The organism is Micromonospora sp. NPDC049114, from assembly GCF_040648635.1.
Taxonomy (GTDB): Bacteria; Actinomycetota; Actinomycetes; order Mycobacteriales; family Micromonosporaceae; genus Micromonospora.
Genome location: NZ_JBEZEA010000004.1, coordinates 382,514 through 404,650, shown reverse-complemented (window position 1 = coordinate 404,650; position 22,137 = coordinate 382,514). Strand labels below are relative to the sequence as shown.

Annotated in this window: 22 protein-coding genes; 7 read left to right on the top strand and 15 right to left on the bottom strand. The window is 70.3% G+C overall.

Annotated features, from left to right (window positions below):
• The 8 genes from AB0B39_RS16875 to AB0B39_RS16840 form a co-directional block, all read right to left on the bottom strand.
• On the bottom strand, window positions 1-629 hold a 629-nt coding region (locus AB0B39_RS16875; protein WP_357574729.1), incomplete at its 3' end, for a bifunctional DNA primase/polymerase.
• A 12-nt stretch (window positions 630-641) separates the two neighbouring features.
• Complete coding sequence (locus AB0B39_RS16870) at window positions 642-890, bottom strand: hypothetical protein (protein ID WP_357574728.1); 249 nt, start codon at window positions 888-890, stop codon at window positions 642-644.
• Entirely contained in the window at window positions 890-1,183 is a 294-nt protein-coding gene (locus tag AB0B39_RS16865) for a hypothetical protein (RefSeq protein WP_357574727.1), read from the bottom strand. The genes AB0B39_RS16870 and AB0B39_RS16865 overlap by 1 nt, the downstream gene beginning before the upstream one ends.
• Window positions 1,180-1,428 (bottom strand): hypothetical protein, encoded by a 249-nt coding sequence (locus tag AB0B39_RS16860; RefSeq protein WP_357574726.1) that lies wholly within the window; start codon window positions 1,426-1,428, stop codon window positions 1,180-1,182. Before AB0B39_RS16860 ends, AB0B39_RS16865 begins: the two co-directional genes overlap by 4 nt.
• Before the next feature lie 142 nt (window positions 1,429-1,570).
• The gene (locus tag AB0B39_RS16855) at window positions 1,571-3,787 is read right to left on the bottom strand and encodes a cell division protein FtsK (RefSeq protein ID WP_357574725.1); all 2,217 of its coding nucleotides are present in this window, start codon (window positions 3,785-3,787) and stop codon (window positions 1,571-1,573) included.
• Window positions 3,788-3,877: 90 nt separating this feature from the next.
• On the bottom strand, window positions 3,878-4,669 hold the full coding sequence (locus tag AB0B39_RS16850; protein WP_357574724.1) for an ABC transporter permease: 792 nt from the start codon (window positions 4,667-4,669) through the stop codon (window positions 3,878-3,880).
• Window positions 4,666-5,040, bottom strand: coding sequence for an RRQRL motif-containing zinc-binding protein (locus AB0B39_RS16845; protein ID WP_357574723.1), 375 nt, complete (start codon window positions 5,038-5,040; stop codon window positions 4,666-4,668). Before AB0B39_RS16845 ends, AB0B39_RS16850 begins: the two co-directional genes overlap by 4 nt.
• Window positions 5,040-5,285 carry a DUF6284 family protein gene (locus tag AB0B39_RS16840; RefSeq protein WP_357574722.1) on the bottom strand — a complete coding sequence of 82 codons (246 nt, stop codon included), beginning with the start codon at window positions 5,283-5,285 and terminating at the stop codon, window positions 5,040-5,042. Before AB0B39_RS16840 ends, AB0B39_RS16845 begins: the two co-directional genes overlap by 1 nt.
• A gap of 494 nt (window positions 5,286-5,779) precedes the next feature.
• Here AB0B39_RS16840 and AB0B39_RS16835 point away from each other — a divergent pair, with 494 nt between their 5' ends.
• Window positions 5,780-6,586: a GntR family transcriptional regulator gene (locus AB0B39_RS16835; protein WP_357574721.1), complete on the top strand. Its 807-nt coding sequence runs from the start codon at window positions 5,780-5,782 to the stop codon at window positions 6,584-6,586.
• A 47-nt stretch (window positions 6,587-6,633) separates the two neighbouring features.
• The gene (locus AB0B39_RS16830; RefSeq protein WP_357574720.1) at window positions 6,634-7,113 is read left to right on the top strand and encodes a kinase; all 480 of its coding nucleotides are present in this window, start codon (window positions 6,634-6,636) and stop codon (window positions 7,111-7,113) included.
• Window positions 7,114-7,183: 70 nt separating this feature from the next.
• Here AB0B39_RS16830 and AB0B39_RS16825 read toward each other — a convergent pair whose 3' ends face one another.
• Together AB0B39_RS16825 and AB0B39_RS16820 are read right to left on the bottom strand one after the other, a co-directional pair.
• The gene (locus AB0B39_RS16825; protein WP_357574719.1) at window positions 7,184-8,248 is read right to left on the bottom strand and encodes a helix-turn-helix domain-containing protein; all 1,065 of its coding nucleotides are present in this window, start codon (window positions 8,246-8,248) and stop codon (window positions 7,184-7,186) included.
• Between the two features lie 387 nt (window positions 8,249-8,635).
• On the bottom strand, window positions 8,636-9,610 hold the full coding sequence (locus tag AB0B39_RS16820; protein ID WP_357574718.1) for a transcriptional regulator: 975 nt from the start codon (window positions 9,608-9,610) through the stop codon (window positions 8,636-8,638).
• A 107-nt stretch (window positions 9,611-9,717) separates the two neighbouring features.
• Here AB0B39_RS16820 and AB0B39_RS16815 point away from each other — a divergent pair, with 107 nt between their 5' ends.
• Entirely contained in the window at window positions 9,718-10,143 is a 426-nt protein-coding gene (locus AB0B39_RS16815) for a VOC family protein (RefSeq protein ID WP_357574717.1), read from the top strand.
• 58 nt (window positions 10,144-10,201) lie between these two features.
• Here AB0B39_RS16815 and AB0B39_RS16810 read toward each other — a convergent pair whose 3' ends face one another.
• Window positions 10,202-12,328, bottom strand: coding sequence for an ABC transporter permease (locus AB0B39_RS16810; protein WP_357574716.1), 2,127 nt, complete (start codon window positions 12,326-12,328; stop codon window positions 10,202-10,204).
• A gap of 124 nt (window positions 12,329-12,452) precedes the next feature.
• Between AB0B39_RS16810 and AB0B39_RS16805 the strand changes: the two genes are divergently transcribed.
• Window positions 12,453-13,079, top strand: coding sequence for a TetR family transcriptional regulator (locus AB0B39_RS16805; RefSeq protein WP_357495967.1), 627 nt, complete (start codon window positions 12,453-12,455; stop codon window positions 13,077-13,079).
• Between the two features lie 63 nt (window positions 13,080-13,142).
• Here the strand turns inward: AB0B39_RS16805 and AB0B39_RS16800 are convergent, their stop codons facing one another.
• The 4 genes from AB0B39_RS16800 to AB0B39_RS16785 form a co-directional block, all read right to left on the bottom strand.
• Window positions 13,143-15,524, bottom strand: coding sequence for an excinuclease ABC subunit UvrA (locus AB0B39_RS16800; RefSeq protein WP_357574715.1), 2,382 nt, complete (start codon window positions 15,522-15,524; stop codon window positions 13,143-13,145).
• A gap of 80 nt (window positions 15,525-15,604) precedes the next feature.
• Window positions 15,605-16,087: an AraC family transcriptional regulator gene (locus tag AB0B39_RS16795; RefSeq protein WP_357574714.1), complete on the bottom strand. Its 483-nt coding sequence runs from the start codon at window positions 16,085-16,087 to the stop codon at window positions 15,605-15,607.
• 61 nt (window positions 16,088-16,148) lie between these two features.
• Entirely contained in the window at window positions 16,149-17,108 is a 960-nt protein-coding gene (locus AB0B39_RS16790) for an ATP-dependent DNA ligase (protein ID WP_357574713.1), read from the bottom strand.
• Window positions 17,105-18,622 (bottom strand): MFS transporter, encoded by a 1,518-nt coding sequence (locus AB0B39_RS16785; protein ID WP_357574712.1) that lies wholly within the window; start codon window positions 18,620-18,622, stop codon window positions 17,105-17,107. Before AB0B39_RS16785 ends, AB0B39_RS16790 begins: the two co-directional genes overlap by 4 nt.
• Window positions 18,623-18,697: 75 nt before the next feature.
• Here AB0B39_RS16785 and AB0B39_RS16780 point away from each other — a divergent pair, with 75 nt between their 5' ends.
• From AB0B39_RS16780 to AB0B39_RS16770, 3 genes are all read left to right on the top strand, one after another.
• A complete protein-coding gene (locus AB0B39_RS16780; RefSeq protein WP_357495960.1) occupies window positions 18,698-19,132 on the top strand; it encodes a helix-turn-helix domain-containing protein in 435 nt (144 codons plus the stop codon).
• Window positions 19,133-19,232: 100 nt separating this feature from the next.
• On the top strand, window positions 19,233-19,784 hold the full coding sequence (locus AB0B39_RS16775; protein WP_357495958.1) for a helix-turn-helix domain-containing protein: 552 nt from the start codon (window positions 19,233-19,235) through the stop codon (window positions 19,782-19,784).
• A gap of 35 nt (window positions 19,785-19,819) precedes the next feature.
• Window positions 19,820-22,030 carry an MMPL family transporter gene (locus tag AB0B39_RS16770; protein ID WP_357574711.1) on the top strand — a complete coding sequence of 737 codons (2,211 nt, stop codon included), beginning with the start codon at window positions 19,820-19,822 and terminating at the stop codon, window positions 22,028-22,030.
• Window positions 22,031-22,137 lie beyond the last annotated feature (107 nt).

Sequence of the window (22,137 nt, the reverse complement as noted above, 5' to 3'; positions counted from 1 at the left end):
GGCAAGTCGACCACCACCGGGCGTTGCGGCGGTAGCGGCGCCGGAGTGAGCAGCCCGGCCAGCCACCCGGCCAGCGGGGCGGGGTCGGTATCCAGGTCGACCCGGTAGGGCCGACCGGCGACCGTCGACCCGGCTGCGACCACGTAGCCGCCGTGCGCGCGGGTGTCGACCAGCGAGCCGAGCGAGCCGGCCGTGTTGCGCAGTGCCGGCCCGTCGTCGGGGTGCTGGTAGTAGAGGTGGGTGCCGCCTCCCCCGGTGGTCACGGTGTATGTCGGGTCGATGCCGGCGAGATGTGCGGCGGCCAGCGCGGCGAGCGTGTCCAGCCCGGTCGGCCCGGTGGTGCCGTCCTTGGGTCGGTCGAGGTCGACCACCACCAGCCGCGACGGGCCGCAGGCCAACCCGATCCCGTACGGGCGGGCCGACCATGCCCGGCGGATGCGGGCCGGGTCGGTGGTGGCGCGGGCCTCCCACCCGAGGTGGTGCCCGGCGGTGCGGCAGCGCGGATCGCGGCCGGTGCACTGGTCGGCGGTGTGGTCGGGGAAAGCGGGTCGCTTGTCGTCGGGGCGTAGCGGGAAAACGTGCCAGCCGCGTTCGGCGTGCACGAGCGCGGTAGTGAGCAGGTCAGACATGAGTGCTCCTGTTCAGGCGGGGCGACGCAAAGCGCGGGCGGCGGTGAGGTCGATCAGCTCACCCCCGCCGTCGGGTGCCGGGCGGTGACGGACGGCGGCGGCGGTGGTGGCGACGGTCAGCCGCAGGTAAAGGCGGTAGCGGCCGGCATCGACACCGCCCATCGGCCACCGCTGGCCCTGTTGGATGACGTGCCCGAGGTCAGCGAGGGCGGCGGTGGCGGCGTCCAGCTCGGCGCGGGTGCCGCTGAGCCACACCTCCATCAGCCGGCCCGCCTCGGTCGCGGCCGGGCGGTGATCGCGGCCCGGGTGACGGCGTGCCGCAGGTCGCCGAGCAACCCGACCAGTTGCCGGCGCGCGGCCACCTCGGACGGGGCGAGCGCCACCCTGACGCGCACCTCGGCGTGCTCGCGGCCGGCGGCGGTGCGCACCCGCACCAGGACGGCACGGGAGCGGCCAGCGACGTCGACCACGATCTCTTCGGATCGGTGCTCGCCGAGGCCGCATCGGTGGTCCTTGCCGCACCAGTCGGTGTGGCCGGCGGCGCGGCGGTTCATCGGTTCGCCTCGGCGCGCAGCCGGTGGAAGTGGTTGTAGACGCGGCGGCCGGTGCGCAGTCGGTGGCCTCGGTCGCAGCGCCGGCAGGCACGCGGGCGGTGGAGAACGCGGGTGGTGATTCGGCCGGTGCCGGCGCACCGTTGGCAGGTTTTGACGGGCTTGATCCAGCACACGATGGCGTAACCGAGCGTGATCAGGGTGGGGATCGTGGCGAGGGTGATAGCGGCGGTCAGGTGGGGGTTCACGGGTGCCTCCTGGGCCGGTTTTTGGGTGCGAACGGCCGTGAGCTGCTATCTGCTAGGTCGCAGCTCATGATTCGGATGGGGTGCTAGCGAGGGTGCTAGCGCTAGCAGGGCGGGCCGCTAGCGCTAGCACCCTCGCGGCGGGTTAGCCAGCGGACCGCTTCCGGTCACGCTCCGCGATCGCAGCGAGCACGTCGGGGTGCTTGATGCCGCGCCGGGTGGTGGCCTTGCCGTCGATGCGCCGGCCCACGTCGCCGACCTTCACCGCTGGGTGGGGCTTGAGCGCGGTGGTGAGCTGCGCGGCCTCCCACCCGCCGTAGACCTCGGGCCGCAGCTCGGCGAGCAGACCGCACAGCGTCTCGTTCCACACCGCCTTTTCGTCGCCCGGCCAGATCCGCGCCAGGTCGCCGAGCACGTCCGCGACCGGGGCCACCTCGCGGGTCTGCTCGTCCGGCTTGGGCAGCGTCCCGGCCGCCTGCCGCAGGGCGACGGCGCGGGCGACGATCCGGGCGGCGGCGTTCGTGTCGACCTTGTACGACTTGCCCGCAGTCGGCTTGGGACCGAAGCCGCGCAGGATGCCCCACCCGGCCTCGTCACCTGGCACGAACACCGTGGCCCGGTAGCCCTGCTTGTAGGCCGACGTGCCGAGGATCATGTCGTTCGCGGTCTGGTCGGCCACGGACAGGCAGAAACGGCTGTTGACGTTGCGGGTGATGCCGGTCGGCAGGCTGTCCTTGTCGGGGATCTGCGTGCCGATCAGCAGGATCACGCCGAACGCCCGGCCGAGCTTGATGACCTTTTCCAGGATTTCCCCGGCTTCCTTGCCGTACTTGCTGGTCATCAGCTCTTGCAGCTCATCGAAGAACGCCACGAGCGGGTGAAGCCCGGAGCCCTTGAGGTTGGCCAGCTCGGGCGTGACCTTGTTCTCGGGTGCCTTGCCCAACCTGGCGTAGTGGTCGATGCGCTTGGAGCGGCGGCGGCACTCCTCGTACAGCCACTCGATGAACGCGAAGCACCGGGCGAGCGTGTCGTCATCGAAGCCGTTGCCGTACTCGGCCATGACCGGCTCCAGGACGGCGAAGTCCCCGACGCCCTTGAGTTCGTAGCCCCGGATCTCGGCGCGCGGGTCCAGCGACGCGGCCAGCACCAACGTCCGTAGCGCGAACGTCTTCCCCGAGCCGGGCTGACCACCGAAGAGCCAGTTGCGGAACATCATCTCCGCGTTGATGGCGTCCAGTCGGGGGGTGGTGGCGAACGGGAACGCCTTGAACAGGTCCACCTTCGCGCCGGTCGACAGCAGCGGCCACGCGGGTTGCGTCATCTGCGACGCCGGTTCGTAGCCGACCCACAAGGCCAGCCGGCCCGTGTGGCCGGGTGCCGGTTCGGGCCACACCTGATCCAGCGGCAGCCGCATCGCCGAGGCCAGCCGGCCGCGCCGGGCGACCACCTCGGCGGCCTCCACCCCGTACGGGAGGTCAACCACCGCGAGGTGCCCCGGGCCGTCGCGGTGAATGTCCACCGGGAAACTGATCGCCTTCGGGTCCTTCGCAACTGCGCTGTTGATCGCGGCCATCTGCAACGAGGTCAACGCCCGCCGCACAAGGTCAGCGGTCAGCTTGCGGTACCGAGTGCCTTCGGTGACCCGGTCGGTGAGCGGCTTGTCCGCCGGTCGACCGAGGGTGGCCAGCAGCGGCACCACCACGGCAAGGGCAACGTAGCGCCACCACGGCGGGCCAACCGTGAGCACGATCGCCCCGGCGACGGTCGCCCCGGCACCGGCGGCCAGAACCCACCACCGCCACACGCTTTGGCGCTGCCGGCGCGCGTCGAGCTTGAGCCACACGTCGGCCTCACCACGGGTCGCGGCTGCCTGCCGCAGGTGCCAGTTGCCCTCTTCGGCGCTGGCCCAGTGCACCGCCCGGCCGAGGCCGCGGAACAGGCCGACCGGTGCCCACACAGCGGTTTTCGCCGCGTACTTCGGCAGGCGCACCGCGTGGTACGCGGTGACGTAGCCGGCGTCCTTGCTCTGGTGCCGGGCCGCCGCGCGCAGGCCGCGCCACGAACGCGCCCACTCGGCCAGGATCGGCCGGCGCTCCCGCTGCCGGGCGAGCACCTCCGGCGGGATGTCCTCGGCCGCGTCGACCAACCCGCCGAGGCGTTCCGGGCCGTCGTCGACCGTCTCAGCATCCTCGGTGCCGTCGTCCTCGGCGGTGTCGTCGTCGGCCGGCGGGCGGGGGCGGGGCACCCGGCGGGCGCGGGCGTCGTCCAGGTCGACCACCTCGGCATCCGGGCCGGTGGTCGGGTCGGTCAGGTCGTTCTCGGCGGCCTGCCAGTCGAAACGGTTCTCATCAGGGGCAGTCATGATGGGGGTTCCTCCAACGGTCGGGAGATCGGTAGGGGGCCGGCGGCACGGCACGGGTTTCCAGGCCAGGGGCCGTGCCGCCGGGCGGAACTAGTCGTGAGTGCGCACCAGGTGCGCCAGAGCCGCGCCCATGCCGAGCACCGCGACCGGGAGGCAGGCCACGGCGGTGGTGATCCACCACGGGGCCGAGGTGACCCCGGCGGCCTCCAACAGGTGGTAGGCGACCTGACCGAGCGCGCCGATGGCGAGGGAGCCGAGGGCGGACCACTTGGCGAACCGGCGTGCCCGCTCCGGCACTCGACCGGACAGCCACACGTACAGGGCGTACGCGCCGTACGTCTCCACTCCGATGGGGAGGGTGATCGCGCTGTTGATGGAGAAGCTGTCCCAGATGCCCGGGAGCGGGTGCACGATGCCGAATCCGGTGAGTCCGCCGAGGCCAACCCACCCGGACCAGATGGCGACGAACGCCGGCAGGGCCAGCAGCACCACCGGCCACACCACCGCCGACCGGGCCGGCGCGGGCGGGGCGGGCGTGTCCGGGCGACTGACCGGCGCGACCTCGGCCGGCGGCGTCGGCGGCGTGATCTCCGGTGCGGGCGTCGGGTCCGGTACGACCGGCGGCGCGGGCTCGGGTGCGGCTGGCGCGGGTGCCGGGTCTGGGGTGGTCGCCTCGGTGGTGTCGGCCGGTGGCGTGGCGGGCGTGGTCTTGAGCAGGGCGAGCAGTTCGCCGGCCTTCGGTGCGCCGATGCGGAACTCCCGCATGAGCCGGTTCCGCGACGGGAACACCTCCCCGTCCGGCAGGTCCAGCGCGCGGGCGGCGGGCAACAGGTCCTCGATCGGTTGGGGGTAGCGGGTGCCGTTGATGGTGGGGGCGGTCATGCTGCGTCCTCCTGGGGGAAGGCGCACGCGAGGCATTCGCCCAGCGAGCGCGGGATGAAGTACGGCCGCACTTGGCGGCAGATCGGGCAGGTGCGGCGGGCCGTGAGTGCCTTGCCGATCGCGGCGCGCTGCGCGGGGGTCGCGGTGCGCTTCGGTGCGGCGAGGTCGAGCCGGTACAGGTAGGCGGTGCGGGTGCCGCCAACGCCGCGCCAGAGCACCTGAGCGGCGATCGGCTGGCCACCGGGGCGTAGGCCGGCGGCGGTCAGTTGGCGGCGGGTGGCGTAGCCGGGCGGGGCACCGCGCCACCAGTAGGTGGGGATGCCGTACCGCGCCCCGTCCGGATCGAAGTAGGCGGCGCGGATGCGCGACATCAGGCCGCGCGGCGCGGGTCGGTACGGGTAGCGGTGTCGGTGGCGGCGCGGGTGACACGGGCCTCAGCCCGGCGCAACCGACGCCAGTCCAGCGGCGACGGGCCGCCGTGATCCTCGGCGTAAATCAGCGTGATCTCGGCGTCCAGCAAGTCCAGCTCGGCCGCGATCAGCGGCCACTCCGACTCGATCCCGGCGAGATCGGCGGCGGTCGGTTCGGCGGTAACGGGAGCGAGGTGCGTGCGCACGGGGGAACCTCCGGTAGTCGATGAAGTGGTGAAACCCCGGGGTGCGACCAGATCGGCCGCACCCCGGGTGAGCAGGAATGAGAGGCAGAAGCAACCGCGCGCCAGACCCGGCCCGCTCGCCCCGCTCACCCGGGATCTACCGGGGTCGGCCACCGTGTGGCTCAAGGCGGGAATGCCGCAGACGGATCTACGCGGCGCTTCTGCTGTTCAGTTCTCAATGAGCGGCTGCGCGGAGGCTCGTGGGCGCGCAGCTCCGTGAGGGGCTGCCTTCCCCGGCTGCCTGCCGGCTTGTGTGACGTAGGCAACCTAACAACTGATATGCCGGCAGGTCAACTGTTAGGCAAGAACTCGCGCTTGAGCTGCCACAACAGCGGTAGGTGGCCTACCATCTGATAGGCCGCTGGTAGGCTTCCCTCGCCCTGCCTGACCGCGAGAGGACTGCCATGCCAACCCCTGGACCTCGGCTGGATCGCTCTGAAGCGCTTCATCAACAGGTGGCGCGAACCATCCGCAATGACATTGAGTCGGGTGCACTTCGTGATGGTCAGGTGCTCGATTCGACGCGTGAGCTTGCCGCACAGTGGGGCGTAAGTGTTTTCACCATCACCGAAGCCATGCGGCTACTAGCCGACGAGGGGCTAGTAGTTAGCAAATCTCGCTCTAAGCGCGTAGTAAATGCGCCAGATCAGAGCAAGCGGAATGAGATCCACCTTCAATCTCCGCATGTCCTGGTGATTGGCGGATACGCGGGTAGCGGCAAGACTGAATTGGGCCGAATTCTCGCTCGCGAGACAGGCTGGCCGATGCTGGATAAAGACACTTTGACCCGTCCGGTCCTAGAGGCGGCGCTAGAGCTTATCGGGCTTTCCCCGCACGACCGAGAATCTGAGCAGTACCTAAAACTGCTGAGGCCGCGTGAGTACGAGGCCCTGATGGAAGCCGCCGCCGAGAACGTCGCTTGCGGCAATAGTGCCATCATTACCGCGCCTTTCATTGCTGAATTCAACGATTCAGCCTGGCTGGATCGCACGCGGTCGTCTTTTGTTGACAAGAGCGCGAGCGTCACGTTCGTCTGGGTCTACTGCGATGAGGGCAGCATGCAGACCTATATCCGACGTCGGGGAGCTGCCCGCGATGCGGCAAAGCTCGCCGACTGGGATGGCTATCTTCGCCGGATCGACCTGGATTTCCGGCCAAAGGTTCCGCATATGCTGGTCAACAACTGCATTTCCGGTGCACCGCTCAAGGCGCAGGCGAGAACGCTTCTCCATGAGGTCATGGGCGGAGAGGCCGAGCAGTGAGGGCAGGCGTCATCCTCTACGGACCACCCGCCGCAGGCAAAGACACGGTGACGCAGGCTCTTCACAAGGCCGATGCACGGTGCTCACTCTTCGAACGGTTGAAGGCCGGCGGCGGTCGCACTCATGGCTATCGGATGACCAGCGAAGCGGAGCTAACAGAACTAAGGGATAACGGCGATCTCGTTTGGGAGAACCGCAGGTACGGCGCGGTTTACGCAGTCGATCACACAGGGCTATTGGGGCATTCGGCCGCTGGTGTACCGGTGCTGCATCTCGGGCAGACCGCCGCCGTCGAAGCTGTGAAAAAGGCCGACCGCACCATCACATGGCTTGTCGTGTACCTCTGGTGCGCGAGAGATATCGCGGAGGAAAGGATGAAAGCGCGAAAGACAGGAGATGTACCAGCTCGCCTAAAAGCGTGGGACGAAACCGAAGGCATAGAGGCAGACCTTCGAATCGATACAGGATTTACCGATGCAGAATCGGCAGCAACGGCGATACTGCATCTGATGCGGCAACGGGGATAGCGGCCCGCTGCTGCCGTCTTCCAGGGCGGCCCACCCAACTGGCGCGCGCCGTAAGGCGCAGATGTGGTGATTAAATGGCGTCGGTTTCTGATGAAAATTCGCTTTGGTATGCCTTGATCCACCGTCGCACGGCAGACGGACTGGCCCCATGCCGCGCCGCGATTGAGGCGACTTTTTCACCGTCCACTAGATGAGCCTTGGCAGCATCGTGCTGGATCTGCCACGGCACCCGCTGCATTCGCCAACCTGCGCCGGAGGGGTAAGTCTCCGCCTTCATTTCGCGCACAAGCCACTCCGGCACATCCAGGGTAGAAGCGATATCCTTAATCCGCCTAGTGCAATTCGAGCGGAAGAATGCGTCGAAACTTGCATGTTTGCTGTTCGCGATGGCGGAATCCATTCGCCTTTGAAGCGCCGCGCCTCGGGCCTCCGAGGAGACACCGCCAAGGTATCTACTCATGCCATCGACGGCGCTACCCTGACCGCGTAGCCCGATGTGCCGGGAGTTCCTGTCGTCGTCATGCTCATCAAACCGGTCGTCGCCTCGGCCAACTCGTCGGTAAGCGAATACCGCTAGGGCTGACCACCACACCACGGTAATCCCCACAGCCAACCATTGGCTCGGCGGAGAGGTGGCTACCCATACCATCCCGGCAGTCAGGAGGCCAAAGAGCAGCCATGCGAATCGGGCACCCACGGCACCCCATACGGATAATACCCACGCCAGCACTCCGAAGCCGATCCAGGTACGTCGAAGTGCTAGCGGGTTAATTGGAAAGTTCTCCGAATGCTCATCGAAGTAGCGCCCGACCGGATCGGTGACAATCTTCGCGGCAGCCGTTGAGGGAACCCTCGCAAGTTTTTCCGATATGTCCACCGCCATCACGGCAAGCAGCGTCGCTCCGCCGAGGATGATCCCTAGCGCAGCAAGTCCTAGAACGGCCGTCAGCCAGACGGGATTATCGCGCAGGAAGTTCATTGCAAGCAAGGTGATTCGGTGCGGGTTGTTTGTCAATATCCAAGCCCTGAAGCGCTTCGCGCTTGTTCGAGGAACCTTCTCGGTCGCTGCATGGCTCCGCTCAGGATCTGCCTCCGGAAAACATTCTTCGCGACTGTCCTGTTCGTCGTTTATCATGCGGAAGAACGTACAGCGAGGGTGTGACATTGACTTCGATCTTGCCGGCTCGGCCGGACGGCACGCGCACCGCCGAGCGCGTATCTGATCTACAGGATGAGCCGTGGGTCCGCCGAAAACGCGTCCTGCGTGCCAAATACGTGCCAAAGTTGGCTGACTGCTCTACCTACCACCGACGTTCGCCCAGCTCAGCGACGGGTCACCGCCGAGTAGGACACGTCCCTCCGGAGGCGGGGGCGCAGGTTCGAATCCTGCCGGGGGCACCAAGAAAAGTTTCACCGCCGGGCGCAGAGGCACACCGCCTCCACGCGCCCGGTTTTGCGTTTCCGCTCCCCGAAGCCCGCGACGCGCCGCCCGGGTGGCCGTGTGCGCACGGCCGCCGCGCGTCTAGCCGGGCCGGGCCGCGTCGGCGTAGCGGCGGGCGAGACCGCCGAAGGCAGCCTTGAGCTCGGCGGGCCCGATCACCTCGATGTCCGCGTCGAACCTGCCGAGCGCGGCGGCGAGGCCGACCCAGGACCAGGAGCCCTGTACGAGCTTGCAGCGCTCGGGGCCGATCTCTTCGACAAGCCCGTCGCGGGTGTACGCGGCGACGACGACGGCGGGAAGGCCGATGATGACCTCGCCAACGCAGGGCCACGCCGAGGCGTCGGTGGAACCTCGGAAGCGGCCCGTGACGTACGTGGCCACGTCTCCCATGGGCAGTTGTCGTGGGGTGAAGCGTGGTCCGGTCGGGGTACGCGGGCTGACCCGGTCGCAGCGGAAGGTTCGCCAGTCGTCTCGGTCGAGGTCCCAGGCGACGAGATACCAGCGCCCCTTCCAGGTGACGAGGTGGTGGGGCTGCACGCGGCGGGGCGGCGCGTCGGCGGCGGCGCTCGTCGAGGCGTAGTCGAAGCGCAGAACCTCGTGGGCGTGGACGGCCGCGCCGATGGCTGCCAGCACGGTGCCGTCGACCGGGGAGTCCGGCCCGGTCGTGGGTTGTCCGACGGCGGTGACCTGGAGGGCGTCGACGCGGTGCCGCAGCCGGCTGGGCATGACCTGCCGGATGGTGTTCAGCGCTCGCGCCGCGCCCTCCTGGATGTCCGCCCCGGAGAGGGCTGCCACCTGGAGTGCGACGGCGATGGCGACGGCCTGCTCGTCGTCGAACAGCAGCGGTGGCAGTTGGGCGCCAGCGTCGAGCCGGTAACCGCCGTCCGGGCCCTTGAAGGCTCTGACGGGGTAGCCGAGCTCGCGCAGCCGGTCGACATCGCGTCGCACCGTACGCGGGCTCACGTCCAGCCTCTCGGCCAGGAGACCGCCAGGCCAGTCACGTCGGGCCTGGAGGAGCGAGAGCAGCGACAGCAGTCTCGCGGAGGTCGTGGCCATGCCCCCGAGTGTGCCCCGGGTAGCGGACACAACCTGACCGCTACCCCTGCCATCGTCGGCGTTGCACCCGGGCAACAGCCACGGGTCACGTCACACGAGGAGCAGCAATGAGCATCAACACCGTCGCCCACATCAACCTTCGGGGCAACGCGCGGGCCGCCCTCGATTTCTACCGGTCCGTCTTCGACGGGGACCTCGCCGCGGTGACCTACGCCGACGCCCACAACGTGCAGACCCCGGACGAGGCCGACCAGATCATGTGGGGTCAGGTCACGTCCGTCGAGGGCTTCCAGATCATGGCGTACGACGTGCCGTCGGCGCGGCCGTGGAGCCAGGGCGAGAGCCCGTTCTTCGTCTCGGTCCGGGGCAGTGACGCCGCCGAGATCACCGGCTACTGGAAGAAACTGAGCGAGGGCTCGACAGTCCTGGTCGACCTCGCACCCGCCGGCTGGGCTCCCCTCTACGGCATGCTCACCGACCCGTTCGGCGTCACCTGGGTGCTCGACGTCGCCGTCGAGTACGACCCGGCCTGACCAGAAGGAGCAAGCCCACCGCCGATCGCGAGGGATCGGCGGTGGGCTGCGGTGCCGCTCAGTGCGCCTCGGCCGGCACCAACCTCGGGTGCACCTCGGGTGCCGCACCCGCATCCGGGTCGCCGGAGTCCGCGCGGCGTTTGAGCCACCTGTCGATCACGAGGTTCAGGACGAGCCCGACAGCGCCCCAGATGGCGATGACCAGCAGGTTCTGTCCGACACCGACGCCGTCGAAGTACCGCAGCGATCGGGCGATGTCGACAGCCGCGGGCAGCGGCAGCACGTCCTGCAGGGGGCGGAACACCTCGGGGACCAGGTACACCGACATGCCACCGCCGGAGGCGGGCACGCCAGCCATCATCAGCACCAGCATCATCGGGATGATGCCGGCCAGGCCGACGGTGCGGGTGAGCACTCCGGTGGCCAGGGAGACCGAGAAGATGGTCAGGGCGCCGTAGGCGATCGTCTCCAGGGCGTTGCCGCTGATCGCGCCGATGACGACGTCGAAGAGGAACCACAGCCAGACGGACATGCCGATCGCCCAGCCGCCCAGCAGCGGCAGGAACTGGGGCACGCGGCGCACGTGCGGGGCACCACCGCGCAGGACGGCCAGGAACAGGAAGCCGGCCATGATCCAGGACATGCCGACGTACATGCTGTTGCTGCCGCCGGTGTCGGTATCGCTCAGGGGTTGTACGTCGGTCAGCGTGAGCGGGAGGTCCTGGGCCGCGGTGATCGGCTGGAAGATCGCGCGGATCGCGGACTGCTGGCTGGCGTTGGCGGCGGACGCCGAGTACAGCGTCGCGGGAGTGTCGGGCGCCGACGGCAGGACGAAGGCGGCGACCACTTCACGGGTACGGATCTGCTCGGTGGCTTCGTCCACCGTGTCGGCGACTGTGACGTCGAGGATGCCGTCAAGCTGTGCGTTGAGGCCGGCGGCGGTCTGCTGAGCCTGCCCGGGGGCGGCGGCGACCACGACGACCGGGATGTCGTGCGGTTGCGGTTTGTGCATGGAGAACCCCATGGCGCCCACGACGACCACGAGGATGGCCAGCGGGAAGCCGGCCGCGGCCACGTACCGGAATCGCTTGGAGCGCGGTGGCCCGCCGGCCAGAGCGGGGGCCTTCGCCTCGGGGTCGGCGATCGGAGGGACGCCGGGGATCGTGTTGCCGCTCGCGCTGCGCTCCTTGAGCAGGCAGAGCGCGAGGGCGGCCACGAGCCACACGGCCAGGACGATCAGGTGGGTGCCCAGGCCGTTGCCGTCGAAGTACAGGACCGAGCGCAGTGCCTCACCGGCCGCCGGGAGCGGCAGCACGCCGTGCAGGAACTGGAAGAACCCGGGCATGTTGTGCACGGACAGGGCCAGGTTGGACGCGGGCATGCCGAACACGACCCAGAGCAGCATGCCGGGCAGCACCGCGAGGGGTCCGACGAACTTGGAGAGCAGCAGCTGGGCCAGGCCGACGGCCGCGGTGGCGAGCATGCCGACGCCGAGGAAGGTGAGGTAGTGGCCGTCGACGGCTCCCACGACGGGCCCGAGGATGAGCCAGATGATCGAGCTGGTGACCGCGGACCAGCCGGCCAGAACGGGCAGGAACCGGCGCAGCCGCAGCAGGTGGGGGACGCCCATCACCATGATGCTCAGTGGCACGTACCCGGCCAGCATCATGCCCATCGCGGCGAACAGGACCGCGATGCCGGCCGAGTCACCGGCGGGGAGCGGCGCGACGTCCTCGGCGGTGGTCTGCCAGCTGTTCTGGAGGGCCACGGGCGCGAGCAACTGCTGGACCGTGGCGTTCTGCGAGGCTCCGGCCGCCGAGGCGGTGAGGATCGTGGCGTTGGCGCTGCCGTCGGTGGGCAGGACGAGCGCCCCGGCGGCTTCCTGGTCGTGCAGCAGGTCGACCGCGTCGTCGCGGGTGGCCACCAGTGTGGCCTCGGTGCTGTCGGCGGCGTTGAGCCCGTCGACGACGGCCTGTGCCGGGGCGCCGCTGCCGACGATCGCGACCGGCATGTCCCGGGGGTGCGGTGAATGCATGGTCGACATGTAGGTCGCGAACATCATCGTGACGATGAGGAAGGGCATCACGAACAGGGCGACCATTCGGATGATCTGTTCCTTGCGGTCCGCGCCGGGCGGGCGGCCGTCCACCACGTCGGCAGCCTCGATCACGGCTTCGGTATCCATGCACGCTCCAGAGCAGTTTGTACGCCAGTTGACTTACAAACTGTAGGCGGCGGATGCCGGAACCAGGAATCCGGCTAGGTTGACCTGAGTCACATCCGGGCGAGGACACGAGGGGGCCGGGGTCATGAGGCGGTCCGAGGCGGCACGCACCGCGCTGCTGGACGCGGCGGAGCGGCTGTTCGCCGAATCGGGAGTCGCCGAGATCTCCGACCGCCGGGTGGCCGAGGCGGCTGGCAACACCAACCACTCGGCGGTGCGCTACTACTTCGGCGGGCGCGAGGGCCTGCTGAAGGCGCTCATGGCCCGCCACGTGCACGCCGTGGCGGAACAACGCGCTCAGATGCCCCCGACCGACGACTCCATCCTCGGCGACATCCGCGGTCTCGTGGAGCCGAGCATGCGGGTTCTCGATCAGCTACCGCGCCCGAGCTGGCGGGCCCGGTTCCTGGAACACATGCTGCACAACCCCACCACTGTGCCGATCATGCGCGAAGCCCAGGACACCACGCCACAGGCATTGGAGCTGCGCGAGTCCCTGGCCGCGCGGCTGCGGCACCTCGACCCGGAGGTGGTCGCCGGCCGTGCGCTCCTGATCACCCGCATCGTCAGCACCACGACGGCCGAGGTCGAGGCACGCGCCGAACGCACCGGCGAAGACCCGCAATGGCCCGAGGTCGGCGACTTCCTCGTCGACGCCATCACCGGAATGCTCAGCGCCCCGATCAGCCGGCCACGCCTACCCGAACGCTGATCACCGGGACCGGTCCCGGTCCCGGTGAGGCCGACGCCGCTGCCGCGCGCCGGCCCCGGGGGCTCACCTGCCGACGTACGCCGCCAGGTGCTCACCGGTGAGGGTGGAGCGGGCGGCCACGAGATCGGCCGGGGCGCCCTCGAAGACGATCCGGCCGCCGTCGTGGCCGGCGCCCGGGCCGAGGTCGATGATCCAGTCGGCGTGCGCCATGACCGCCTGGTGATGCTCGACGACGATCACCGACTTGCCGGAGTCGACCAGTCGGTCCAGCAGGCCGAGCAGCTGCTCGACGTCGGCGAGGTGCAGGCCGGTGGTCGGCTCGTCGAGGACGTACACGCCACCCTTCTCGGCCATGCGGGTGGCCAGCTTGAGTCGCTGCCGCTCGCCGCCGGACAGGGTGGTCAGCGGCTGGCCGAGGCTGAGATAGCCGAGCCCGACGTCGACGAGCCGATCGAGGATGGCGTGCGCGGCGGGCGTACGCGCCTCGCCGGCGGAGAAGAACGCCTCGGCCTCGCGCACCGACATGGCGAGCACCTCGCTGATGTCCCGGCCACCGAACCGGTACTCCAGGACCGACGCCTGGAACCGCCTGCCCTCGCACTCCTCGCAGGTGGCGGCGACACCGGCCATCATCCCCAGATCGGTGTAGATGACGCCGGCGCCGTTGCAGCCGGGACAGGCGCCCTCGGAGTTGGCGCTGAACAGGGCCGGCTTCACACCGTTGGCCTTCGCGAACGCCTTGCGGATCGGGTCGAGCAGCCCCGTGTACGTCGCGGGGTTGCTGCGGCGCGAGCCGCGGATCGCGCTCTGGTCGACCGACACCACGCCGTCGCGGTCGGACACCGAGCCGTGGATCAGCGAACTCTTGCCCGAACCGGCCACACCGGTCACCACCACGAGCACGCCGAGCGGAATGTCGACGTCGACGTCGCGCAGGTTGTGGGTGTTCGCGCCCCGCACTTGCAGCACGCCCGACGGCGTCCGTACGGAGGTCTTCAGGCGGGCCCGGTCGTCAAGGTGCCGCCCGGTCAGCGTGTCGCTGGCGCGCAGCCCATCGACGGTGCCCTCGAACACCACCTCGCCTCCGCCGGTGCCCGCGCCCGGCCCGAGATCGACGACGTGGTCGGCGATCGCGATCGCCTCCGGCTTGTGCTCCACCACCAGGACGGTGTTGCCCTTGTCCCGCAGGCGCAGGAGCAGGCCGTTCATCCGCGCGATGTCGTGCGGGTGCAGCCCGATCGTCGGCTCGTCGAAGACGTACGTGACGTCGGTGAGCGACGACCCGAGGTGGCGGATCATCTTGGTGCGCTGCGCCTCGCCTCCGGAGAGGGTGCCCGAGGGGCGGTCGAGCGACAGGTAGCCCAACCCGATCTCCTCGAACGAGTCGAGGAGGTGTTGCAGGCCGGTGAGCAGCGGCGCCACGGAGGGCTCTTTGATGCCCCGGACCCACGCCGCCAGGTCGCTGATCTGCATCGCGCAGACGTCGGCGATGCTCTTGCCCGCGATCTTCGACGACCGGGCCTCGGCGCTGAGCCGGGTGCCGGCACAGTCGGGGCAGGTCGTGAACGTCACCGCACGGTCCACGAAGGCGCGGATGTGCGGTTGCAGCGTGTCGATGTCCTTGGCGAGGAACGACTTCTGGATCTGCGGGATGAGGCCGACGTACGTCAGGTTGATGCCGTCGACCTTGATCTTGGTCGGCTCCCGGTGGAGCAGGTCCTGCAACTCCTTCTTGTTGAACTTGGCGATCGGCTTGTCCGGGTCGAAGTAGCCGCAGCCCCGGAAGATCCGGCCGTACCAGCCCTCCATGCTGTAGCCGGGGATCGTGATCGCGCCCTCGTTGAGCGACTTGCTGTCGTCGTACAGCGCCGACAGGTCGAAGTCGGTGACCGCGCCCATGCCCTCGCAGCGCGGGCACATGCCGCCGAGTCGGTTGAACGTCGCCTTCTCGGTCTTCGTCTTGCCGGCACCGCGCTCGACGGTGATCGCGCCGGTCGCCCGCACCGACGGGACGTTGAAGGAGAACGCGTTGGGCGAGCCGATGTGCGGCTGCCCGAGCCGGCTGAAGAGGATGCGCAGCATCGCGTTGGCGTCCGTGGCGGTGCCGACCGTGGAACGGGCGTTGGCGCCCATCCGCTCCTGGTCGACGATGATCGCCGTGGTCAGCCCGTCCAGTACGTCGACCTCGGGCCGGGTCAGCGTCGGCATGAAGCCCTGCACGAAGGCGCTGTAGGTCTCGTTGATCATCCGCTGCGACTCGGCCGCGATGGTGCCGAACACCAGCGAGCTCTTGCCGGAGCCGGAGACCCCGGTGAACACCGTCAGTCGGCGCTTCGGAAGCTCGACCGTGACGTCCTTGAGGTTGTTCACGCGCGCGCCCTGCACCCGGATCAGGTCGTGCCGGTCGGCGACGTGCGCCGCGGGCGGGTCCGTGGCCTTGCTCATGGTGTCTCCATCTTCTCGGGCGGGCGGGGCCCCGGGGTCGCTGCCGACGCGGCTCGCCGCGCCGACCCGACCCGTGGCAGTCACGCTAGGGGTGGCGGCGTGACAGGCGCTTCTCGATTCCTGACCGGTCTGGTCACCTGCTTCGCCGTGCACGACGGCAGCCCGGCCGTCGCGAGCGCCGCCTCCCGCCGGTAGGTGCTGGGCGGCACCCCCACCAGCTCGGTGAAGCGGGTGCTGAAGGTGCCGAGCGACGAGCAGCCGACCGCGAAACAGACATCGGTGACGCTCAGGTCGCCGCGACGCAGCAGCGCCATGGCGCGCTCCACGCGCCGGGTCATCAAATAGCTGTACGGAGATTCGCCGTAGGCGAGCCGGAACTCCCGACTGAGGTGCCCGGCCGACATGTGGACGCCCCGGGCGAGCGCCTCGACGTCCAGGGGCTGCGCGTACTCCCGGTCGATGCGGTCGCGGACGCGGCGCAGCCGCGCGAGATCGCTCAGGCGCTGGCTCTCGGCGGATCGGCTGGTCACCTGGAAAATCGTGCCACAGACCCCCGACGACATGGGACCGCCGAAGGCGGCGTGCCTTTGCTGATCGGCGCGGCAGCGCGGGGTGCGCGTACCGTCAGCTGCTTTCGCGGCGGGCGCGGGCCCGGCGCTTGCCCTCGTGCATGGCCTGCACCCGGGCCACCGGGATGGTCCGGCCCTGGGCGACCAGGTCGGCGGGGAGCGCCTGAGGCGCCGGCATCAGCGCGGCCCACGGGTCGGTCCCGTCGAGCAGCGACGGCACCGTCGCGATGGTGAAGTCCGCAGGGGTCACCTCGGTCAGGTCGGACCAGTCGACCGGGAAGGAGACCGGCAGTCCGGGCCGTAGTCGCGGGCTGTACGCGGCCACGACCGTCGCCCCGCCGGCGCGGGTGGCGTCCACGAAGACCTTCCCGCCCCGGTCTTCCTTGATGTACGCCGTCGTGGCCAGCGCCGGGTCGAGCCGCTCGGCGCGGACGGCGAGCGCCCGGGTGGCGGCGGCCAACTCCTCCGCTGTGGGCTCACCCGTCACCGGGACGAAGACGTGCACGCCCTTGGCGCCGCTGGTCTTGACGGCCCCGGCGAGGCCGGCGTCGGCGAGCGCCTGGCGGACCAGCAGGGCGGCGCCGACGGCAGCGCGGAACCCGTCGCCCTCGGGCGGGTCCAGGTCGAGCACCAGGTGCGTCGGTCGGTGCAGGTCGGCCGCCGTGGCCAGCGTCGGGTGGTACTCGACGGCCCGCTGGTTGGCGAACCAGAGCAGGGTGCGCCGGTCGTCGCAGAGGGCGTACGAGATCTCCCGGTGCGACGCCTCGGCCCAGACCGGCACCCGGCGGACCCACTCCGGGGTGTAGCGGGGCAGGTTCTTCTGCATGAAGGGCGGCTGGCCGGGGCGGACCCGGATCACCGACAGCGGCCGGTCCCGCAGCTGCCCGATGAGCGGCTCGCGCACCGCGTCGAGGTAGTCGACCAGGTCACGTTTGGTCGCGCCGTTCCGGTCGGACAGCGGCTGGTCCAGGTTGGTCAGGGCCACGCCGTCGCGGGTCTCGTCAGCCTCACTCACCCGATCACCCTGGCGGCCTCGGCGTCGTCGGTCAACCGGACGCGGCGCTTCGACACCGAACGATTCCGCTGCCCGCCGTCGTCGACCGGCACATCGACGTCGGGCCGCCGGCCGTTCGGGTGGCGGGGCAGCGTGCCCAGCGCCACCAGCAACGCGGCGAGCACCAGACCGGCGGCCACGGCGTACGCGACCCGGTAGCCGCCGGCCAGCGCCACCGCCTCGGCCCGGCCGGCGGCCCGCAGGCCGTCGCTGCGGGCCGCGGCCAGGGTCGCCAGCGCGGCCAGGCCGACCGCCCCGCCGACCTGCTGGGTGGTGTTGGCCAACCCGGACGCCAGCCCGGCGTCGGCGTCGGTCGCGCCGACCATGGCCAGTGTGGTGACCGACGGCAGGGTCAGGCCGCCGGCCACTCCGAAGACCACCAGAGCGGGGAGTACGTCGGGGAGGTAGCTGCCGTCGGCGGGCAACCGGGCCAGCAGCAGGAAGCCGACTGTCGCGAGGCTCAACCCGGCCAGCAGCACGTTGCGGGCGCCCCACCTGCCGATCAGCCGACCGGCCAGGCCGAGCGACACCACGGCGATCACGACCGGGGTGGGCAGGAACGCCCAGCCGGTGGCCGCCGCGTCCAGTCCGAGCACGAGTTGCAGCTCGACGGCGAGCAGGAACTGGAAGCCGAAGAACGCGGCGACCACGAGGAACTGCACCGCGTTGGCCGCCACCAGGCCCGGCACGCGCAGCACCCGCGCCGGCAGCAGCGGGGTCGCCGCCACCTGTTGGCGTACGGCGAAACCGCCGAGCAGCAGCGCCGCGAGCACCGCCGCCCCGAGGGTCCGCGGGCTGGTCCAGCCGTGCTCACCGGTCCCCACGATGCCCAGCACGGCGGCCATCAGGCCGGCGGTGGCGAGCAGGGCTCCGGGCAGGTCGAGGCCGGCCCGCAGGCCGATGCCCCGTTCGGCGGGGAGTTGGCGGACGGCGGCGAGCAGGATCGCGGCCCCGATCGGCAGGTTCACCAGGAAGATCGAACGCCAGCCGGCCAGCTCGGTGAGCACCCCGCCGGCGACCGTGCCGATCGTGGCGCCGGCCGCCCCGGTGAAGCTGAAGACGGCGATGGCGCGGGCCCGCTCGACCGACTCCGGATAGAGCCGGACGATCATGCCGAGGCTGACCGCCATGGCGAGCGCGCCGCCGACGCCCTGGCCGAACCGCGCGGCGACGAGCACTGCCGGTCCGGTGGCCGTCGCGCAGGCCAGCGAGGCGAGGGTGAACAGCACGACGCCGGCCAGGAAGACCCGACGTCGGCCGAGCAGGTCGCCCAGGCGGCCGGCGAGCAGCAGCAGCCCGCCGAACGCCACCAGGTAGGCGTTGACCACCCAGGCCAGTCCGGCGGCGGTGAAGCCCAGGTCGCGTTGCACCGACGGCAGGGCCACCGACACGACACTGCCGTCCAGGATGATCATCAGGCTGCCGGCGCAGAGCACGAGCAGGGCCGGCCAGCGGGCCGGGTCGGTACGGTTCATCGCACGCCTCCTTGGTGCACGGTTTGTTACCGAGGTCATCGTCTGTGACCATGAGCCGGAGCGGAAGGAGGCACTGTGATGTCCCAGAGGAACAGCGATGTGTCCGCGCAGGTCGAGGCGGAGTTCACCTGCGCCGCCGGGAACGTGCCGTTCACCCCCGGGCAGGCCAGGGCGTGCACCGTCCGCGAGGTGCTGGACCGGGTCGGCGGCAAGTGGAGCATCGGCATCCTGGTGGCCGCGTCGAACGGCCCGGTGCGCTTCACCGAGTTGGAGCGGCACATCGAGGGCATCAGCCGCCGGATGCTCACCCTGACCCTGCGCAACCTGGAGCGCGACGGCCTGCTGCACCGCACGGTCTATCCGACCGTCCCGCCGAAGGTGGAGTACACGGCCACGCCGATGGCGCTGGAGTTGTACGAGTCGCTGGTGGCGCTGACCAGTTGGGCCGAACGGCACCGCCGCGCCATCGCCGAGGCGCGGACCAGGTACGACACCGAGCACGCCGGCTAAACCGGAACGCGGTGTGGGGAACGCCACCACCTCTTTCTGACCGATCGGTCAGGGTCTGACCGATCGGTCAGGCATGCTGGTTCACGGAGGTGGACCGGTGATGGCCAGAGCGGTGTCCGAGACGCACGGCGAGATCCTCGCCGCAGCGGCGCGACGGTTCGCGGTGACCGGCTACCGGGGCACCTCGTTGCAGGACATCGCCCGCGAGGTCGGCTGCTCCAAGGCCACCGTGCTCTACCACTTCGCCAACAAGGAAGCCCTGCTCGCCGAACTGATGGCACCCGCGATCGGCGTACTGCGCGACCTCGACGACCAGCTCGCCGGCCGGACCGGCGCGGCCGCCCAGGAACTCGCCGCGGCGGGCTTCGTCGACCTCGCCGTCCGGTTCCGGCGGGAGATCGCGGTGCTGCGCGGCGAGTTCCCCGAGCTGCTGTGCCAGCCGGCGTTCGCGCACATCCAGGAGATCTCCGACCGGCTGCGCGACGCGTTGGCCGGGCACTCCGACCGACCGGGCGCCCGGATCGCCGCGCTGGTGCTGCTGGCCGGCATCTCCGAGGCGTGCGCCGAGTTCGCCGACATCCCCGACGACGAACTGCGCGCCGCCCTGCTCGCCCTCGTGCGGCGGGCCGTCGAACCCGTCGACGCACCCTGACCCACCCACCCACGACCCGAGGACAAGGACTCCTGATGGCCACCCTGCTCTACCGGCTCGGCCGGGGCGCGTTGCGCCGGCGACGACTCGTCGTCGCGCTCTGGCTCGTCGTACTCGTCGGCGCCGGCCTGGCCGCGGCGACCCTGCGCGGCCCGACGGCGAGCAACTTCACCATGCCCGGCACCGAGAGCCAGCGCGCGCTCGACCTGCTCGCCGAGCAGTTCCCGGCGGCCAGCGGCGCGACCGGCACCATCGCGGTCAAGGCGCCCGGAGACGGCCAACTCGGCACTCCACAGGGTCAGGCAGTGGTGCAGGAGCTGGTCCAGCAGGCCGGGACGCTGCCCGGCGTGGTCGGTGCGGTCAACCCGCTCCAGGTCGGCGCCGTCTCGCCCGACGGCCGGTACGCGCTGGTCCAGGTCCAGTTCGCCACCGGCGCGGACGAGGTGACCGACGACCAGAAGGCCGCGTACGAAGAGGTCGGCGCGGCGGCGAAGGCACAGGGTTGGCAGGTCGCCCCGGGCGGCGAGGTGCTGGGCGGCGAGCCGGAGATCGGCTCGACCGAGGCGCTCGGCGTCGTGGTCGCCGCGATCGTCCTGATCATCACCTTCGGCTCGTTGGTGGCCGCCGGGATGACCATGCTCAACGCGCTGATCGGCGTGGGCGCCGGCATGGCCGGACTGTTCGCGCTGAGTGGCGTCGTCGAGTTGACCAGCACGGCGCCGATCCTGGCGCTGATGCTCGGCCTCGCCGTCGGCATCGACTACTCGCTGTTCATCACCTCCCGGCACCGGCAGAACCTGCTCGACGGCCTGCCCCCGGACGAGGCCGTCGGCCGGGCCGTGGGCACCGCCGGCTCCGCAGTCGTCTTCGCGGGCGCCACAGTCGTCATCGCGCTCGCCGGCCTGGCCGTGGTGGACATCCCGTTCCTCACCGTGATGGGTCTCGCCGCCGCCGGCACCGTCACCGTGGCCGTGCTCGTCGCCATCACCCTCGCGCCGGCGCTGCTCGGCTTCGCTGGACGTCGGGTCCTCCCCCGCCGGCTGCGCACCGTCTCCACCGACGAGACCGCTGCCACCACCAACGAATCGGCCAACGAGGCGAACGCCGCCACCGAGGACCAGTCCCGGTTCGGCTTCCGCTGGGCGCGGTTCGTCACGCGGTTCCGCGTACCCGTCATCCTGGTCGGCCTGCTCGGCCTGGGGCTGCTCGCGCTGCCCACGCCGGACATGCGGCTGGCGCTTCCGGACGCGTCGACGGCGGCCGTCGGCTCGCCGGCCCGGGTGTCGAACGACCTGATCACCGAGGGCTTCGGCGCGGGCTTCACCGGCCGACTGGCGGTCGTCGTCGCCGGTGATTCGCCGCAGGCCACCTCGGCCGCCGTGCCGCAGGTCACCGCGCTGCTCCAGCGCACCGAGAACGTGCTCGCGGTGGCACCCGCCCAGCTCAGCCCGGACGGCCGGACGGCACTGCTCGGCGTCGTGCCGAAGACCGGCCCGACCGACGAGGCCACCGAGACGCTGGTGCACGACATCCGCGACTCGGTGGGCGGGATCCGCGACGCGGACGTGCTGCTCACCGGCGTCACCGCGATCGGCATCGACGTGTCCGAGAAGCTCTCCGACGCGCTGCCGGTCTACCTGCTGCTGGTGGTGGGGCTCTCGGTCCTGCTGCTGATGCTGGTGTTCCGCTCGCTGCTGGTGCCGGTCAAGGCCGCGCTGGGCTTCCTGCTCACCGTCGCCGCCACGTTCGGCATCACGGTGGCGGTGTTCCAGCAGGGGCACCTCGCCGACCTCGTGGGCCTGGACACGCCCGGCCCGCTGATCAGCTTCCTGCCGATCCTGCTCATCGGCATCCTGTTCGGGCTCGCGATGGACTACGAGGTATTCCTGGTTTCCCGGATGCGCGAGGACTTCGTGCACGGCGAGACCGCCCGGCAGGCCACGATCAGCGGCATGGGGCACGGCGCCCGGGTGGTCACCGCCGCCGCGTTGATCATGATCTCGGTGTTCGGGGGCTTCGTCTTCCTCGACGACCCGGTGATCAAGTCGATGGGCTTCGCGCTGGCCATCGGCGTGGCGATCGACGCCTTCGTGGTCCGGATGACCATCGTCCCGGCCGTGATGTCCCTGCTCGGTGACCGCGCCTGGTGGCTGCCCCGCTGGCTCAACCGGGCCCTGCCCAACGTGGACATCGAGGGCGAAGGCCTGCGCGAACACCTGACCGAGGCAACCCCGACCCGGGTCTGACCTGACCCACCTCGCGGTCGATCATGGAGTTGCGGTGCCCGTTGGACCCCGTTTGGGAGCCTTCGTCCGGCACCACAACTCCATGATCGACCCGCCCGGGCGCGGCC

Excerpts from the sequence above, each read along its gene's own strand:
- AB0B39_RS16870 (WP_357574728.1), bottom strand. The coding sequence starts at position 890 with ATGGAGGTGTGGCTCAGCGGCACCCGCGCCGAGCTGGACGCCGCCACC.
- AB0B39_RS16865 (WP_357574727.1), bottom strand. The coding sequence starts at position 1,183 with ATGAACCGCCGCGCCGCCGGCCACACCGACTGGTGCGGCAAGGACCAC.
- AB0B39_RS16855 (WP_357574725.1), bottom strand. The coding sequence starts at position 3,787 with ATGACTGCCCCTGATGAGAACCGTTTCGACTGGCAGGCCGCCGAGAAC.
- AB0B39_RS16850 (WP_357574724.1), bottom strand. The coding sequence starts at position 4,669 with ATGACCGCCCCCACCATCAACGGCACCCGCTACCCCCAACCGATCGAG.
- AB0B39_RS16845 (WP_357574723.1), bottom strand. The coding sequence starts at position 5,040 with ATGTCGCGCATCCGCGCCGCCTACTTCGATCCGGACGGGGCGCGGTAC.
- AB0B39_RS16825 (WP_357574719.1), bottom strand. The coding sequence starts at position 8,248 with ATGATAAACGACGAACAGGACAGTCGCGAAGAATGTTTTCCGGAGGCA.
- AB0B39_RS16820 (WP_357574718.1), bottom strand. The coding sequence starts at position 9,610 with ATGGCCACGACCTCCGCGAGACTGCTGTCGCTGCTCTCGCTCCTCCAG.
- AB0B39_RS16815 (WP_357574717.1), top strand. The coding sequence starts at position 9,718 with ATGAGCATCAACACCGTCGCCCACATCAACCTTCGGGGCAACGCGCGG.
- AB0B39_RS16810 (WP_357574716.1), bottom strand. The coding sequence starts at position 12,328 with ATGGATACCGAAGCCGTGATCGAGGCTGCCGACGTGGTGGACGGCCGC.
- AB0B39_RS16805 (WP_357495967.1), top strand. The coding sequence starts at position 12,453 with ATGAGGCGGTCCGAGGCGGCACGCACCGCGCTGCTGGACGCGGCGGAG.
- AB0B39_RS16800 (WP_357574715.1), bottom strand. The coding sequence starts at position 15,524 with ATGAGCAAGGCCACGGACCCGCCCGCGGCGCACGTCGCCGACCGGCAC.
- AB0B39_RS16795 (WP_357574714.1), bottom strand. The coding sequence starts at position 16,087 with ATGTCGTCGGGGGTCTGTGGCACGATTTTCCAGGTGACCAGCCGATCC.
- AB0B39_RS16785 (WP_357574712.1), bottom strand. The coding sequence starts at position 18,622 with ATGAACCGTACCGACCCGGCCCGCTGGCCGGCCCTGCTCGTGCTCTGC.
- AB0B39_RS16775 (WP_357495958.1), top strand. The coding sequence starts at position 19,233 with ATGGCCAGAGCGGTGTCCGAGACGCACGGCGAGATCCTCGCCGCAGCG.
- AB0B39_RS16770 (WP_357574711.1), top strand. The coding sequence starts at position 19,820 with ATGGCCACCCTGCTCTACCGGCTCGGCCGGGGCGCGTTGCGCCGGCGA.